The organism is Xanthomonas sp. SHU 166 (assembly GCF_000364685.1).
GTDB lineage: Bacteria > Pseudomonadota > Gammaproteobacteria > Xanthomonadales > Xanthomonadaceae > Xanthomonas_A > Xanthomonas_A sontii.
Window position 1 is genome coordinate 1 of the sequence record NZ_AQOJ01000066.1, and the last position, 14,217, is coordinate 14,217.

Annotated in this window: 10 protein-coding genes and 1 pseudogene; 8 read left to right on the forward strand and 3 right to left on the reverse strand. The window is 69.2% G+C overall.

All coding sequences use genetic code 11. From position 1 onward, the window contains the following. Window positions 1–287: 287 nt before the first annotated feature. A pseudogene (locus tag D180_RS02745) lies at window positions 288–893 on the forward strand (expansin EXLX1 family cellulose-binding protein); the annotation flags it as partial. 106 nt (window positions 894–999) lie between these two features. Here D180_RS02745 and D180_RS02750 read toward each other — a convergent pair. After that, complete coding sequence (locus D180_RS02750) at window positions 1,000–3,633, reverse strand: TonB-dependent receptor (RefSeq protein ID WP_017911585.1); 2,634 nt, start codon at window positions 3,631–3,633, stop codon at window positions 1,000–1,002. Window positions 3,634–4,374: 741 nt separating this feature from the next. On the opposite strand from D180_RS02750, the gene D180_RS02755 reads away from it, so the two are divergent. The 7 genes from D180_RS02755 (at window position 4,375) to D180_RS24360 (ending at window position 10,524) form a co-directional block, all read left to right on the forward strand. After that, window positions 4,375–5,130, forward strand: coding sequence for a GntR family transcriptional regulator (locus D180_RS02755; protein ID WP_010343151.1), 756 nt, complete (start codon window positions 4,375–4,377; stop codon window positions 5,128–5,130). Window positions 5,131–5,166: 36 nt separating this feature from the next. Then, a complete protein-coding gene (locus D180_RS02760) occupies window positions 5,167–6,432 on the forward strand; it encodes a sugar MFS transporter (protein WP_017911586.1) in 1,266 nt (421 codons plus the stop codon). A 37-nt stretch (window positions 6,433–6,469) separates the two neighbouring features. Then, complete coding sequence (locus tag D180_RS02765; protein WP_010343153.1) at window positions 6,470–7,537, forward strand: LacI family DNA-binding transcriptional regulator; 1,068 nt, start codon at window positions 6,470–6,472, stop codon at window positions 7,535–7,537. 8 nt (window positions 7,538–7,545) lie between these two features. Continuing rightward, window positions 7,546–8,574: an SIS domain-containing protein gene (locus tag D180_RS02770; protein WP_043090369.1), complete on the forward strand. Its 1,029-nt coding sequence runs from the start codon at window positions 7,546–7,548 to the stop codon at window positions 8,572–8,574. After that, window positions 8,574–9,719, forward strand: coding sequence for an N-acetylglucosamine-6-phosphate deacetylase (gene nagA / locus D180_RS02775; protein ID WP_017911588.1), 1,146 nt, complete (start codon window positions 8,574–8,576; stop codon window positions 9,717–9,719). The genes D180_RS02770 and nagA overlap by 1 nt, the downstream gene beginning before the upstream one ends. Before the next feature lie 79 nt (window positions 9,720–9,798). Further along, window positions 9,799–10,242 carry a hypothetical protein gene (locus tag D180_RS24355; protein WP_017911589.1) on the forward strand — a complete coding sequence of 148 codons (444 nt, stop codon included), beginning with the start codon at window positions 9,799–9,801 and terminating at the stop codon, window positions 10,240–10,242. Window positions 10,243–10,278: 36 nt separating this feature from the next. Beyond that, entirely contained in the window at window positions 10,279–10,524 is a 246-nt protein-coding gene (locus D180_RS24360; protein WP_017911590.1) for a hypothetical protein, read from the forward strand. Between the two features lie 16 nt (window positions 10,525–10,540). Here D180_RS24360 and D180_RS02785 read toward each other — a convergent pair whose 3' ends face one another. Together D180_RS02785 and D180_RS02790 are read right to left on the reverse strand one after the other, a co-directional pair. Then, the gene (locus D180_RS02785; RefSeq protein ID WP_017911591.1) at window positions 10,541–11,794 is read right to left on the reverse strand and encodes a multifunctional CCA addition/repair protein; all 1,254 of its coding nucleotides are present in this window, start codon (window positions 11,792–11,794) and stop codon (window positions 10,541–10,543) included. Window positions 11,795–11,925: 131 nt separating this feature from the next. Further along, window positions 11,926–13,893, reverse strand: coding sequence for a transglycosylase SLT domain-containing protein (locus tag D180_RS02790; RefSeq protein ID WP_017911592.1), 1,968 nt, complete (start codon window positions 13,891–13,893; stop codon window positions 11,926–11,928). Window positions 13,894–14,217 lie beyond the last annotated feature (324 nt).

A 14,217-nucleotide genomic window follows, 5' to 3' on the forward strand; every position in this document is an offset into this window, starting at 1 on the left:
GGAGCGCGGCAGCCGCCGTTGAGCGACGTGGCCGCGCGGTCTACGGCGTCGGCCAAGTTGTGGAATCCCAGGCCGCGCGCAAGGCGCGGCACGCGTACCGCGGCCTAGAGTGCCGGCGCCGGGCAGGTGTCCGGTCGCCGCGCGGCGACTCCGCGCGCCTGTGCAGGAGAACACGCATGCAAGCACGCTACTCCCCCCGTGCCGCGCGCGGCGCCGGCCTGTTCGCCGCGCTGTGCCTGGCCATCAGTGCCGCCGCACCCGCCAACGCTGCCTGGAACGATGTCTGCAGCGGCACCGCCACCTACACCAGTTCCGGCTATTCCGGCGGCGCGCTGCTGCTGGATCCCATCGACCCGACCGCCACGATCGCCGCGCTGAACCCGACGCAGCTCAATGACGGCGGAATCCAGGCGGCGCTGGCCGGTGCCTACCTGCAGGTGCAGGGACCGCGCGGCACGGTCACCGTGTACGTCACCGACCTGTATCCGGAAGGCGCCGACTGCGGGCTGGACTTGTCGCCCAATGCCTTCGCCGCGATCGGCGACACCAGCGCCGGGCGCATCCCGATCCGCTGGCAGGTGGTGGCCGCGCCGGTCACCGGCAACGTGGTGTACCGGATCAAGGAGGGCAGTTCGCAATACTGGGCGGCGATCCAGGTGCGCAACCACCGCTATCCGGTGGTGAAGTTCGAATACAGGAAGAACGGCGACTGGGTGAGCCTGCCGAAGACCGCGTACAACCATTTCGTCGGCGAGCAGATGGGCGCGCAACTGCTGGAGATCCGCCTCACCGACATCCGCGGCCAGGTGGTCACCGACACCCTCGGCGCGCTGCCCAGCCAGGGCGACAAGGGCGTGTACTTCGCCGACGGACACGTGCAGTTCCCGCGCTGAAGCGTGCCCGTGCATGCGCCGGCGGTCGCGCGCCGGCGCTGCGTCCACTGGTCTGTGCGCACCTGCGCCGCGGCGATGATGCCGCAGCGCAGGTGAAGCCTCACGCTCAGAACTTGAAGTGCAGCGTCGCCATGTAGCGGCGGCCGTTGTGGTAGCGCCCGACCGGGTGGTCCTTGTCGCCCAGGTACTGCAGGTATTCCTCGTCCAGCAGGTTCTGTGCGTCCAGTTGCAGCGACCACTGCGCGTTGAACGCATAGCCCACGCTCGCGCCCAGGTCGGTGTAGGCGTCGACGCTGGCCGGCGCGGCGCCGGCGACGTAGCCGCCGGCCAGGTAGCTGTCGCGCCAGTTCAGGCCGATCCGCGCGTTCCACGGTCCCTTCTCGTAGTAGGGGCTGAAGGCGACGCTGTTGCGCGACTGGTAGGGCAGCGGGTTGCCGCTGTTGTTCTCGCCGCTGGCATAGGTGTAGTTGGCCGACAGGCCGAAGCCGCTGTCGCCGAACGGCTGCTGGTAGGCCAGGGTGAAGCCCTTGACCTTGCCGGTGCCGGCGTTGCGCGGGCGCTGGATGCTGTAGTCGCAGTAGCCGTCGGCGGTGCAGCCGTTGCTGCCGAGCATCTGCGCCCAGGTCTGCGGCGAAGTGTCGCGGATCGCGTTGTACTGGCGCTCGATGGTGGCCGAGGTGTCGATGTAGTTGTCGATCTTCTTGTAGAAGAGGGACCACGCCACCACCGCCTGCGGAGCGAAGTAGTACTCGGCCGAGAGGTTGAAGTTCCACGATTCGTAGGGCGACAGCGCGGCATTGCCGCCGCTGCCGGTGAGCATGGTGTCGTTGAGGAAGGTGTTGTTGACCATCTGGTTGTACGGCGCCCAGGCGATCACCTTGCCGGCGCCGAAGCGGAACACCCAGTCGTTGTCGGTATCGTAGGCCAGGTTCAGCGACGGCAGCAGGAAGTGTTCGGTCTGCGTGCGGGTCTGCCACTTGCTGTCCAGATCCTGCAGGGTCGGCGTGCCGCTGTAGACGAAGCCGCTGCCTTCGGTCTTGGAGCGCACGTAGCGCAGGCCCAGGTTGCCGCGCAGGCCGGCGTTTGAGAAGTTCAGCTGCACGTAGCCGGCGTTGTTGGTCTGCTGCAGCGCCCAGGTGTTGTTGAGGTAGCTGGACGGGTCCGGATTGGCGTAGTCGACCGGGCTGTTGCGGATCCAGTCGATCACGTTGCCGCGCCCGGCCTGTACGTGCTGGCCGTGGTCGGGATAGAACCCGCGGATGTCGGTCAGGCCGATGGTGCCGATGTCGGCCAGGGTGGCCGGGGTGACGCCGCCGTACACGTTCAGCGCGAAGTCCTCGTCGTGCTTGCCCTGGCGCACGCCGACCAGCAACTGGTTGAACACGCCGTCGAACTGCAGGTCCAGATCGAGCTGGCCGTAGCGATCCTTGCTCTGGGTGGAGAACACGCCGTTGTTGCCGATCCAGCCACCGGCCGAGCCCCAGTTGGCCGGGTTGCGCGCGGCGGTGGGATCGTCGAAGCGGATGCCGCGGTCCAGATCCCAGCGGAAGCCGCCGTTGTAGAACGGCTCGATGAAGTACTGCGCCAGGTGGTCGTTGTCGGACTTGCTCTGGCCGACCTGGCCGCGCAAGGTCCAGCGTTCGCCGCGGTAGGCGCCGCGCAGGTCCAGGCCCTTGGTGGTCACCTGCGACTGGCGCACGTTGTTGTCGTAGATCACCGTGCCGCCGCCCGCATTGGCGTTGGCGCTGGAATGGCCGCTGTTGACCACGCCATTGTGCACGTCGCCCAGCGCGTCGACCGCGGCCACGGTGCCCGGGTTCCAGGTGAGGAAGCTGTACATCGACTGGTTGTAGTTGTCGAAGTCTTCCTTGATGTACAGGCCGCTGAGGTTGAACTCCAGCGCGTCGCTGGGCTTGAGCTGCAGATTCACCACTGCGCTGTCGCGCTTGCGGTCCTGCTGGAACCAGGCGGCGTTGATCGAGTTGGGCACGTCCGCATCGGCCGGCACGCCGGCGGCATTGGCGAAGCTGCCGGCCTTGGCGTAGCCGAACACTTCCAGGCCCTGGCGGTCCACGCGTTCCTCGTAATGCTGCGCGGACACCGCGACGCCGAAGGTCTCCTGCGGATTCTTCCAGCTGTACAGCAGCGAGGCGTTCGGCTTGCCCTCGCTGGCCTGCTGGCTGTAGCTGTAGCCGACCGAGCCGGCGATCTCGTTGGCCTTCAGGTCCAGCGGCTGGCGGGTATGCATCAGCACGGTGCCGCCGAGGCTGCCTTCGGTCAGCCGCGCCTCGGTGGACTTGACGATCTCCGCGCGGCCCAGAATCTGCGGCGACAGCAGGGTGTAGTCGAAGCCGCGGTTGGGCTGCTCGCCGTACAGCCAGATCGCCTGCGCCACCGGGTGGCCGTCCAGGAACGACAGGTTGAGGCTGGGATCGGTGCCGTCGATGCTGACCCGCTCGCCCTGGCCGAAGCGGCGGTCGATGGTGACGCCGGGAATCTGCGCGAACGCCTCGGCGACGTTGGTGCTGGGGAACTTGCCGATGTCCTCGGCGGTGATCGCCTCGGACACGGTCACGTTGTTGCGCTTGGTGTCCAGCGACTTCTCCAGGCTGGCGCGGATGCCGACCACCTGGACCGCGTCCAGATCGGTGGCGGCGGAATCGGCCTGCTGCGCCTGCGCGGCGAAGGCGAGGACGCTGGCGGCGATGGCGGCCGACAGGACGGACGGGCGGTGACGCATGATGTCTCTCCTCATCATTCATGGATGGGCACCGTCGGCGTAGCCGACGGTGCGGGACGGACTTGCGTGCTGCCTGGCGGCGCGGACCGATGCCGATTCCCCTGGGGCCGCGGACGCCGTGTTTGTGCCGAATTCGTTGCGAAGCGTGCAGAACCTTTACGATCCGGTGACAACGATGTCAACGCGATGCCGCGGCGGGGTGGCCCCGGTGGCGGGGCAAAACCGACCTGTCGTGTCCGGGATCGCGCTGCGGCGTGTCGGGTCGCATACCGGCCTTCACGTCGATGACTTGGGCCGATTTCCGGGGATTTATCGCGATCCGGGCGGTCGCAGGGGCGGTGGTTCAGACCTCTGCCAGGCATCACCGCGATTGGTCTTGTGGCTTGTAGACAAATTCGTGCCCGCCGGTGACAACGGTGCGGTTTGCGGCGGTGCACCCAAGCTTGTCGAAGGGCGGATACCGGCACATGATCCATCGGCATCGGTCATGACCGCCACCTGGACATGGGCGCCAGCGCTGGCGGGAATCGGCCGCTCGCTGTGCGCAGGGCGCGGCCCGAGGCCAGGGGGCCTGGGCGACTCGCCGCCGCGAGTTTCGGGGTGACGCGCCACTGCGCTGTTGCCGTGGTCGGGCAGCGCTGTCGATCTGGGCCTGCGCCGCGTGCTGTGGCGCGACGTGCACAGCCCGCCGATTGGTACTATATTGGACATAATGAATCCATGCGGACTGGAGAGCGCGCCATGACCAAGCCCAAGCCGCAGGCCGATCCACGCCTGCATGCGCTGGCCGTGGACCCGGACGCGCCGACGCCGCTGTACCTGCAACTGGCCAGCAAGCTGGTGGAGGCGATCAAGGGCGGGCAATGGAAGCCGGGCGAGGCGCTGCCGGCCGAACGGCAGCTGTGCGAGTACCTGCAGGTGTCGCGGGTCACGCTGCGTCAGGCCGTGGATGCGCTGGTCGAACAAGGCCTGGTGTCGCGCCGGCAGGGCGCCGGCACTTTCGTCACCTCGCACATCCAGCACCAGCTCAGCGGCCTGGCCAGCTTCAGCGAAACCCTGCGCATGAAGGGCCTGGAGCCGGGCACGCGCTGGCTGGAGCGGCGCACGCGCCCGGCGCATGGCGAGGAGATCCTGCGTCTTGGCCTGTCCCCGGACACCGTCGTCGCGGCGCTGACCCGCCTGCGCAGCGCCGACGGCCGGGTGATGGCCTACGAGAAGGCGGTGCTGCCGCAGCACGTGGTGCCCGATCCGCACGCGATTGCCGATTCGCTCTACAGCTACCTGGACGAGCGCGGCACCCCGGTGGTGCGGGCGCTGCAATACTTCCGCGCCATCAACCTGCCGGCGCGGCTGGCCGGCCATCTCGGCATGAAGGAAGGCGAGGCGATCCTGCACGTGGTGCGGGTCGGCTACACCCGCGACGGCAGCGCGATCGAACTGACCGACACCTATTGCCACAACGACTACTACGACTTCGTCGCCGAACTGCGACGCTGACCGCCGATCCCCGCGCCCTCCCGGAGCACGCCGCCCATGACCACCGCACGGCCCGCCAGTCCCTACGCTTCCATCGCCATCGTCGGCCTGTTGTTCTTCATCATGGGCTTCTTTACCTGGATCAACGGGCCGTTGATCCTGTTCGCCAAGGTCGCCTTCAATGTCAGCGACACCTTCGCGTTCCTCATCCCGAGTGCGTTCTACATTTCCTACTTCTGCCTGGCATTGCCTTCTTCGCTCATCCTGAAGCTGACCGGGATGAAGAAGGGCCTGGCGCTGAGCCTGCTGATCATGGCGATCGGCGCCGCGATCTTCGGCCAGTTCACCAATGCCCGTTCCTACGTGGGCGCGGTGAGCGGCATCTTCATCATCGGCGGCGGCCTGGCCTTGCTGCAGACCGCGGTCAATCCGTACATCAGCATTCTCGGGCCGATCGACGGCGCGGCGCGCCGTATCGCGCTGATGGGCATCTGCAACAAGGTGGCGGGCGCGCTGGCCACGTATGGACTGGCGAAGGTGGTCCTGCACGGCATGGAGGATTTTTCGACGCAGATCGAACAGGTGCTGCCGGCGCAGAAGGAGTTGCTGTTGCAGGAGTTCGCTAGCCGCATCCACGGCCCTTACATGGCGATCGCCGGCATCCTGGCCGTGCTTTCCGTCGCCATCCTGTTTTCGCCCTTGCCCGAGATCAGCCCCGAGACGGCGAACGCATCGGCCTCCGACGAGCGCAGCCGCGACAGCATCTTCGCGTTTCCGCACGTGTGGCTGGGCGCGTTGTGCATCTTCGTGTACGTCGGCGCCGAGGTGATGGCCGGCGATGCGATCGGCATCTACGGCAACAGCCTCGGTCTCTCGCTCGACTACGCGAAATATTTCACCATCGGCACCCTGGCCTGCATGCTGGCCGGCTACCTGCTCGGCCTGGTGCTGATCCCGAAGTACATCTCCCAGGAAAAGTACCTGTCCATTTCGGCCTGCCTCGGCATCGTGTTTTCGCTGTGCGCGATGGTGACCGGCGGCTATGTCTCGGTGGCGTTCGTGGCGGCGCTCGGATTCGCCAACGCCATCATGTGGCCGGCCATCTTCCCGCTGGCCATCAAGGGGCTGGGCAAGTTCACCGAAAAGGGCGCAGCGCTGTTGATCATGGGCATCGTGGGCGGCGCCGCGGTGCCGCAGCTGTTCGCCCATCTGAAGGAGTCCTTCGATTTCCAGGTGGTCTTCGCCGGCCTGATGATCGCCTGCTACCTGTACATCCTGTTCTTCGCGCTGCGAGGTCACCGCGTCGGCCAGGGCGCGCGGTGAGCTGACGCGCTTTTCTCCAACTCGGCAAACCTATCCAATGCGCAGACCCACCATCAAAGACGTCGCCGAACGGGCGCGGGTGTCGCTGAAGACCGTTTCGCGGGTCATCAACAACGAACCGTCGGTGATGCAGGCCACGCGCTCGCGCGTGCTGCACGCCATCGCCGAACTCGACTACGAGCCGGATCCGTCGGCGCGCAACCTGCGCAGCGGCACCCCGTTCGTGATCGGGCTGGTGTACGACAACCCCAACCCGTACCACATCATCGGCGTGCAGAACGGCGTGCTCGCCGCCTGCCGCGAGACCGGCTTCGGCCTGCAGATCCACCCCTGCGATTCCACCGCGCCGATGCTCGCCGAGGAACTGGCCGAGTGGACCCAGCGCTCGCGCCTGGCCGGGCTGGTGCTGACCGCGCCGATGTCCGAGCGTGCCGACCTGGTCGCGGCGCTGGCCGCGCGCGGGATCAAGACCGTGCGCATCATCGCCGCCACCGAGGATCCGCAGGACGGCCCGTGCGTCTACGTCGACGACCGCGACGCCGCCTACGAGATCACCGAGCACCTGATCCAGCTCGGCCACCAGCGCATCGGCTTCCTGTGGGGCGGCACCTCGCATCGCTCCAGCGGCGAGCGCTATGCCGGCTACGAGGCGGCGCTGAAGGACTACGGCATCACCCTGGACAAGCACCTGGTGATCCCCGGCGACTACACCTTCGACGACGGCTTCCGCGGCGCCCGCCGCCTGCTGGCGCTGCGCGAACCACCGACCGCGATCTTCGGCTCCAACGACGAGATCGCCGCCGGCGTGCTGGCCGCGGCCAAGTCGGCGGGCATGAACGTGCCCTACGACCTGTCCATCGCCGGCTTCGAGGACAGCCCGTTCTCGCGCCAGTCGTGGCCGCCGCTGACCACCGCCAAGCAGGCCACCGAAGACATCGCCCGCCACGCCGCGCGGCTGCTGATCAGCCAGCTGCGCAGCGATGCCTACGAAGACCATCCGGCGCCGGTGCACAACCAGGGCTTCGTGCCGCAACTGGTGGTGCGCGGCTCGACCGCGCCCATGCAGCCGCATTCCCGCCGTTCCTCCTCCCCAGACCCCACGTGATCCTGCCCATGGCGCTGCCCTCCGAAACCGAAACCCTGATGTTCCGCGAAGCCGCGGAAGCCGCCGCGGTCGTCGCCGCGCAGTTCGAACGCAACCACGCCACCGTGAGCGCGCTCGCCGCGTCGCTGCGTGCCGACCCGCCGCCGTTCGTGGTGACCTGCGCGCGCGGCAGCTCCGACCACGCCGCCACCTACGCCAAGTACCTGTTCGAGACCCAGCTCGGCGTGGTCACCGCCTCGGCCTCGCCGTCGGTGGGGTCGGTGTACGAGGCGCCGCTGCAGTTGCGCGGGGCCCTGTACCTGGTGATCTCGCAGTCGGGCAAGAGTCCGGACCTGCTGCGCAATGCGCAGGCCGCCAAGGACGCCGGCGCGCGCGTGGTGGCCCTGGTCAACGTCGAGGATTCGCCGCTGGCGCAGTTGGCCGACACGGTGATTCCGCTCGGCGCGGGCCCGGAGAAGAGCGTGGCCGCGACCAAGAGCTACCTGGCCTCGCTGGCGGCGATCCTGCAGCTCGGCGCGCACTGGAAGAACGACCCGGCGCTGCTGGGCGCACTGCAGGAATTGCCGCAGGCGCTGCGTGCGGCCTGGCAGGCCGACTGGCGCTCGCTGACCGACGGCCTGGTCGAGGCGCACAACCTGTTCGTGCTCGACCGCGGCCTGGGCCTGGCGGCGGCGCAGGAAGCGGCGCTGAAGTTCAAGGAGACCTGCGGCCTGCACGCCGAGGCCTACAGCTCGGCGGAAGTGAAGCACGGGCCGATGGCCCTGGTCGGCCCGGGTTTCCCGGTGCTGGCATTCGACCAGCCGGACGAAGCCGGCGAGGGCACCCGGCGCCTGGCCGAGGAGTTCCGTGGCCGCGGCGCGCAGGTGTGGCTGGCCAGCGCCGGCGGCGACCTGCCGCTGGTCGCCGCGCCGCACCCGGCGTGCGCGCCGCTGCTGGCGATCCAGAGCTTCTACCGTGCGATCAACGCCCTGGCGCTGCGCCGCGGCTACAACCCGGACCTGCCGCCGCATCTGAACAAAGTGACGGAGACCGTCTGATGACCACGGTGGCGCTGCGCAACGCGCGCGTGCTCGGCGAGGACGGGTTCCTCGACGGCGTCAGCGTGCTGCTGGAGGGCGGGCGCATCCTCGCCCTGCTCGACGACGCCGACCCGCGCGTGGCGGCAGCGCCGGTGCAGCACGACCTGGGCGGCGGCAGCCTGCTGCCGGGCTTCATCGACCTGCAGGTCAACGGCGGCGGCGGCGTGCTGTTCAACAACCGCACCGACGTCGAGGCGCTGCGCCGCATCGGCCAGGGCCATCGCCGCTACGGCACCACCGGCTACCTGCCGACGCTGATCAGCGACGACGTGGAGGTGATGCGCGCGGCGATCGCCGCCACCCGCCAGGCCATCGCCGAGGGGGTGCCGGGCGTGCTCGGCATCCACCTGGAAGGGCCGTACCTGGCGCCGGCGCGCAAGGGCACCCACAACGCCGACAAGTTCCGCGTGCCCGACGCCGACGAACTGGCCATGGCCACCTCGCTGGACAACGGCGTCACCCTGATCACCCTGGCACCGGAGCGCGTGCCGTCGGCCAGCATCCGCACCCTGGCCGCGGCCGGTGCGCGCGTGTTCGCCGGCCACACCGCCGCCAGCTATGAAGAGACCCGTGCCGGGCTGGACGCCGGCATCTGCGGCTTCACCCATCTGTACAACGCCATGACCCCGCTGCAGGGACGCGATCCCGGCGTGGTCGGCGCGGCGCTGGAAGACCGCAACGCCTGGTGCGGGGTGATCGTCGACGGCGTGCACGTGCATCCGGCCAGCCTGCGCGTGGCGCTGGCGGCCAAGCCGCGCGGGACAGTGTTCCTGGTCACCGATGCGATGCCGATGGTCGGCGCCGACAGCCCCGCGTTCGACCTGTACGGCGAAACCATCACCGCCATCGACGGCGTGGTGCGCAACGCCGCCGGCGCCCTGGCCGGCTCGGCGCTGGACATGGCCAGCGCGGTGCGCAACAGCGTGCAGTGGCTGGGCGTGCCGCTGGAAGAAGCCGCGCGCATGGCCTCGCTGTACCCGGCGCAGTGCGTGGGCCTGGACCACCGTTACGGCCACATCGCGCCCGGCTACCAGGCCGACCTGGTGCTGCTGGACGACGCGTTGCAGGTCCGGCATACCTGGATCGCGGGCGCGATGGAGTAGGCGGCGGCGCTCCGGCTGCGCGCGCGTGCTGCCGTGCGCGTTGTACAGTGGTGGTCGCTGACAACGCAGGCGGTGATGCATGGAACCGAGCCGCTATCTCGACGAGCCGATGGACGCGGCCTGCCTCTTCACCGGGATCTCGGTGTCAGGCGCCGGCGAGCATGTGATTCCGCGCTGGCTGGCGCAACGCCATCAAGCTGCGGGCCGGGTGTTGCTCGGCGATGCCGGCAGCTTCGCCAGGCTCTGCGATTTCAAGGCGCCTGCCGATCCGCAGGCCAACGCCCAGTTCGGACGGCTGGAACAGCGCCTGTCGGAGGACTGGTCCGCGGTCGCGGACGATGAAGCGCATCTGTGGTTGATGAAGCTGTCGGTGGGAATGATGTTGCTGCACCGGCGATTTGCCGAAAATTCGCGGCATCCGGCCGCACCTGCCGGGTTCAACCCGCATGTCGCCGGCGTGCTCCTGAAGGCGTTTCGTGCCGGTTTCGCGGCGTGGAAGAACGGCGCCTACGTCAGGGAATGAAGCCTCGTGCGGTTGCCATGGCAGAGCGGTCGGCTCGTGATCGCGCATCTGTTGGCGGCGGCCAGCGCCATCCCCGCGGATGTCTCCGATCTGGCATGTCGCGCAGCGTTGTCCCGCGCGTTCGCCACCGCGGTGCTGGGTCCGCTGATCGCGCGCTTGAGCGGCACTGCCGTCGATGACGCTGAGGTACTCGCGCTTGCCGCCAAGGGTCTGCGGGTGGAGTTCGCCGACCCGGCCGCGATCGATTCGGGATTCCGCGAGCTGCGGGCGCACGAACCTTGATGGTGGCAGCAGAACACTAGCCCGCGTGCTCTCCCGACCGCGTTGCCGAAGGCCGCGCCGCGGCGATCGCCGCGATCCGTGCCTTGGCCAGCGCCTCGCCGATCTGCGGGCCGCTCAGGCCCTGCGCCGCCAGGTTGCGCGCGTTCACCGCCAGCGCCGCCGCATGCAGGCGCTGCAGCGTGCGGCCCTGCGGGTAATCGGCGTCCTCGCTGCCGAGACGGCCGCGCTTGTCGGCCTCGCACACCGTGGCCAACTGCGCGACGCGCTCGGGCTTGCGGAAGCCGTCGCAGCGCTGCAGCAGTTCGTGCACGGTGCGGTCGCGTAATTCGGCCAGGCGATGCACGTTCAGATGCTCGCGGCAGGCGATCTCGGCCAGTTGCCGGTGCTCCTGCGGCACCTTCAGACGTTCGCTCAGCGCGCGCAGCGGCGCCAGGCCGCGTTGCTCGTGCATCAGGTGGCGCGGCCATTCCTCCGGCGGCGTCAGCGCCTTGCCCAGGTCGTGGGTCAGCGCGGCGAAGCCGATCAGCGCATCGCCCGGCGCCAGCCGCGCGGCCATGTCGCTGACCAGCTCCTGATGGCGCCCGGTGTCGACCTCGGGGTGGTACTCGGCGCGTTGCGGCACCCCGTACAGCGCGTCCAGCTCCGGCAGCACCCAGCGCAGCGCGTCGGCCTCGCGCAGCGTGCGCAGGAACGCCGAGGGCTGCGCCGAGGTCAGGCTGCGCCGCAGTTCCTGCCAGACACGTTCGGGCACCAGCGTTTCCAGTTCGCCGCCGGCGGCCATCGTGCGCATCAGCTCCATGGTCTCGGGCGCGACGACGAATCCCAGCGGCGCCAGCCGCGCCATGAACCGCGCCGCGCGCAGCACCCGCAGCGGATCCTCGGCGAAGGCCGGGCCGACGTGGCGCAGCACCCGCTGCTCGAGATCGCGCGCGCCGCCATACGGATCGACCAGACGCCCATCGGCCTCGTCGCGGGCGATGGCGTTGATGGTGAAGTCGCGCCGCTGCAGATCCTCTTCCAGCGTCACCGACGGGTCGGCCTGTACTACGAAGCCGTGATAGCCGCGCCCGGCCTTGCGCTCGGTGCGCGCCAACGCGTATTCCTCGCCGCTGCGCGGATGCAGGAACACCGGGAAATCGCGGCCCACCTGCTTGTAGCCCAGCTCCAGCATCTGCTGCGCGCTGGCGCCGACCACCACCCAGTCGCGGTCGCCGGGCGGTTGACCGAGCAGGGCGTCGCGGACGGCGCCGCCGACGAGGTAGATGTTCATTGGGTGCTGGGAATGGGGAGTCGGGAACCGGGAATGGTAAAAGCAGATTCCCTTCGCCTGATGTCGCGCTGGCGTGTTGACCCAATGTTCGGCGCGGTTGCGCGCGATGCGCCGTTGCGATTCCCCATTCTCTATTCCCGATTCCCGGCCGCCGCATCGGCGGCCGTACACACAAACTTCTTCCGCGGCGCGTCCAGCTTGCCGAGCATGCGTTCGGTGACCGGCAGGGCGTCGCCGTTGAGGCGCCAGTCGTAGATCACGCTGAAGGCCAGGATGCGCGCCACGTACTCGCGGGTTTCCTTGTAGCTGACCGTCTCGATCCAGAAGTCGGCATCGTGGCCCGGGCGCTGGCTCTGCCAGCGCGCGGCCGGGCCGGGGCCGGCGTTGTAGGCGGCGATGGTCAGGTAGGGCAGGCCGTAGGTGTTGAGCAACTGGCGCAGGTAGGCGGTGCCGATGGCGATGTTGGTGTCCGGGTCGTACAGGCTGGCGGCGCCGCCGTAGCCGGCCAGGCCGAGGTTGCGGGCAACGCTGGCGCCGGTGGCCGGCACCACCTGCATCAGGCCCATCGCATTGGCCGGCGAGCGGGCGTTGGGGTTGAACACGCTCTCGGCGCGGATTTCGGCGGCGACCCAGGCCGGGTCGATCGCGTTCCTGCCGGCTTCGCGGCGGATGGTCTCGGCGTGGTGCAACGGGAAGCGCAGCGTGTACAGGCGCTGTTCCTCCGGGCGCTTGCCGAGCCCGAACACCGCGCGGTCGAACCAACCGTTGTTGCTGGCCACTTCCACCGCCAGGCGCCGCTGGGTGTCGTCGAAACGGTTCAGCGCATCGTTCCACTCGGCCACGGCCCAGCCGGCGCGGTCGATCTTGAACAGCTCGAGCGCGCGGACCAGCGACGGATCGCGTGCCACCGCCGCTTGCGCCTGCGCGCTGTCGTTCGGTTCCCACGGGCACAACGCGTACGGCTGCTTGAGCCGGTCGGCGGCCAGGAAGCCATGGAAGGTGGCGGAGCTGGCCGCCGCGCGGTACAGCCGCTGCGCCTCGCTGGCATTGCCGGTCTTCTCCGCCAGCCGCGCCTCGAAGTACTGCCAGCGCGAATCGTTGCGCTGCGCCGGCGGCATCTTGCGGATCGCGGACAATGCCGCCGGCCAGTCGCCGCGCGCCATCGCCTCGCGCGCGCGCCACTCGTGCAGGCGTTCGTCGTACGCGGACTCGGGCACCGCGTTGAGCCGGCGCGCCGAATCCGGCCCGTACGAGGCCACCGTCCACAGCGCGATCTGGTACAGCACCGCGCCGCGCTGCGCCTCGCTGAACTGCAGCGCCTGGGCGAACTGCGGCAGTTGTCGTTCGGCGGCGTCCGGATCGGTCTTGGCCAGCTTCGCCAGCCCGTCCACCGCCACCTTGCGGCTGCGCTCGGTCTTGGGCCAGGTCAGCGCACGCGTGTGCACCGCGTCCAGGAACGCCGCGTAGTCGTTGGCCAGGGCCAGGTCGGCCGCGGGCAGGCCGCGTGCGGCGGCGCGCATCACCGCCGGCTGCTGTGCGTCGGCGGCCGCTTCCACGCGCGCCCAGCGCAGCGCATCGGTCATGCCGCCGCGCGCCTGCAGGACTGCGAACACCGGATCGCAGGCGTCGGGCAGCGACTTGCCGGCGTTGCGCCACAGCGCCTGCGCTTCGTCCACCCACTGCGCGTCGGCGCGGCCGGTGGCCTGGCGCGCATTGAGCTGGGCGCAGCGCAGGCCCAGGTTCTCGGTGGGTTTCCAGTTGGCCAGCAGCGCCGGCCAGTCCTCGCGCCGCGCCAGCGCCGGCAACCACAGCGCACGGAAGCTCTCGGCCACCGGCTGCCCGGCGTAGCGCTTGAGGAAGTCCTGCGCCTGCGCATCGGACACCTTGTCGATGTTGCGGCGCAGGTTGGCGTACTCCAGCCAGCCGTACAGCGGATGCTGCTTGAACGCGGCCGCGCGGACCGGATCGAACCGGCCCTGCTCGGCATCGTCGATCGCCGAGCGGATCGCCGGGCGCTGGGTATCCAGGGACTGGGCGAGGGCGGGAACAGGGCCGCACAACGCGGCGGCGAACAGCAGGAGAGACGTGCGCAGGATCATGCGCGGGACTATACCGAACGCGGATGAATCGCCGTTTCAACTGACGATGGCGGCGCTGTCGTCGCTTTGGCCGGCGTGGTGGTGACGATGGGTGGCCGCGTCGTCCAGGTTGGGTGGCGAGTGTGCTGGATGCAGCGATGCCAATGTGCCGACGGGTGGAGGCACAACACGTCGTGTCACCGCGCTGCCCGGCAGCGTTCGCAGATTGGCATCGCACGCTGGGCCGGCACCCGGGGGCCGGCATGGGCGGATGAGGTGCAGGTGCAGCTTCGTACGTCTGAAGTCCGCGAGTCGCTTCGCGCCGTACCCTCACCCCAACCCCTC

What these genes read in the sequence shown, in the direction of transcription:
- D180_RS02750 (WP_017911585.1), bottom strand. Translation starts at nt 3,633, where the DNA reads ATGCGTCACCGCCCGTCCGTCCTGTCGGCCGCCATCGCCGCCAGCGTC.
- D180_RS02755 (WP_010343151.1), top strand. Translation starts at nt 4,375, where the DNA reads ATGACCAAGCCCAAGCCGCAGGCCGATCCACGCCTGCATGCGCTGGCC.
- D180_RS02760 (WP_017911586.1), top strand. Translation starts at nt 5,167, where the DNA reads ATGACCACCGCACGGCCCGCCAGTCCCTACGCTTCCATCGCCATCGTC.
- D180_RS02765 (WP_010343153.1), top strand. Translation starts at nt 6,470, where the DNA reads ATGCGCAGACCCACCATCAAAGACGTCGCCGAACGGGCGCGGGTGTCG.
- D180_RS02770 (WP_043090369.1), top strand. Translation starts at nt 7,546, where the DNA reads ATGGCGCTGCCCTCCGAAACCGAAACCCTGATGTTCCGCGAAGCCGCG.
- nagA (WP_017911588.1), top strand. Translation starts at nt 8,574, where the DNA reads ATGACCACGGTGGCGCTGCGCAACGCGCGCGTGCTCGGCGAGGACGGG.
- D180_RS24355 (WP_017911589.1), top strand. Translation starts at nt 9,799, where the DNA reads ATGGAACCGAGCCGCTATCTCGACGAGCCGATGGACGCGGCCTGCCTC.
- D180_RS02785 (WP_017911591.1), bottom strand. Translation starts at nt 11,794, where the DNA reads ATGAACATCTACCTCGTCGGCGGCGCCGTCCGCGACGCCCTGCTCGGT.
- D180_RS02790 (WP_017911592.1), bottom strand. Translation starts at nt 13,893, where the DNA reads ATGATCCTGCGCACGTCTCTCCTGCTGTTCGCCGCCGCGTTGTGCGGC.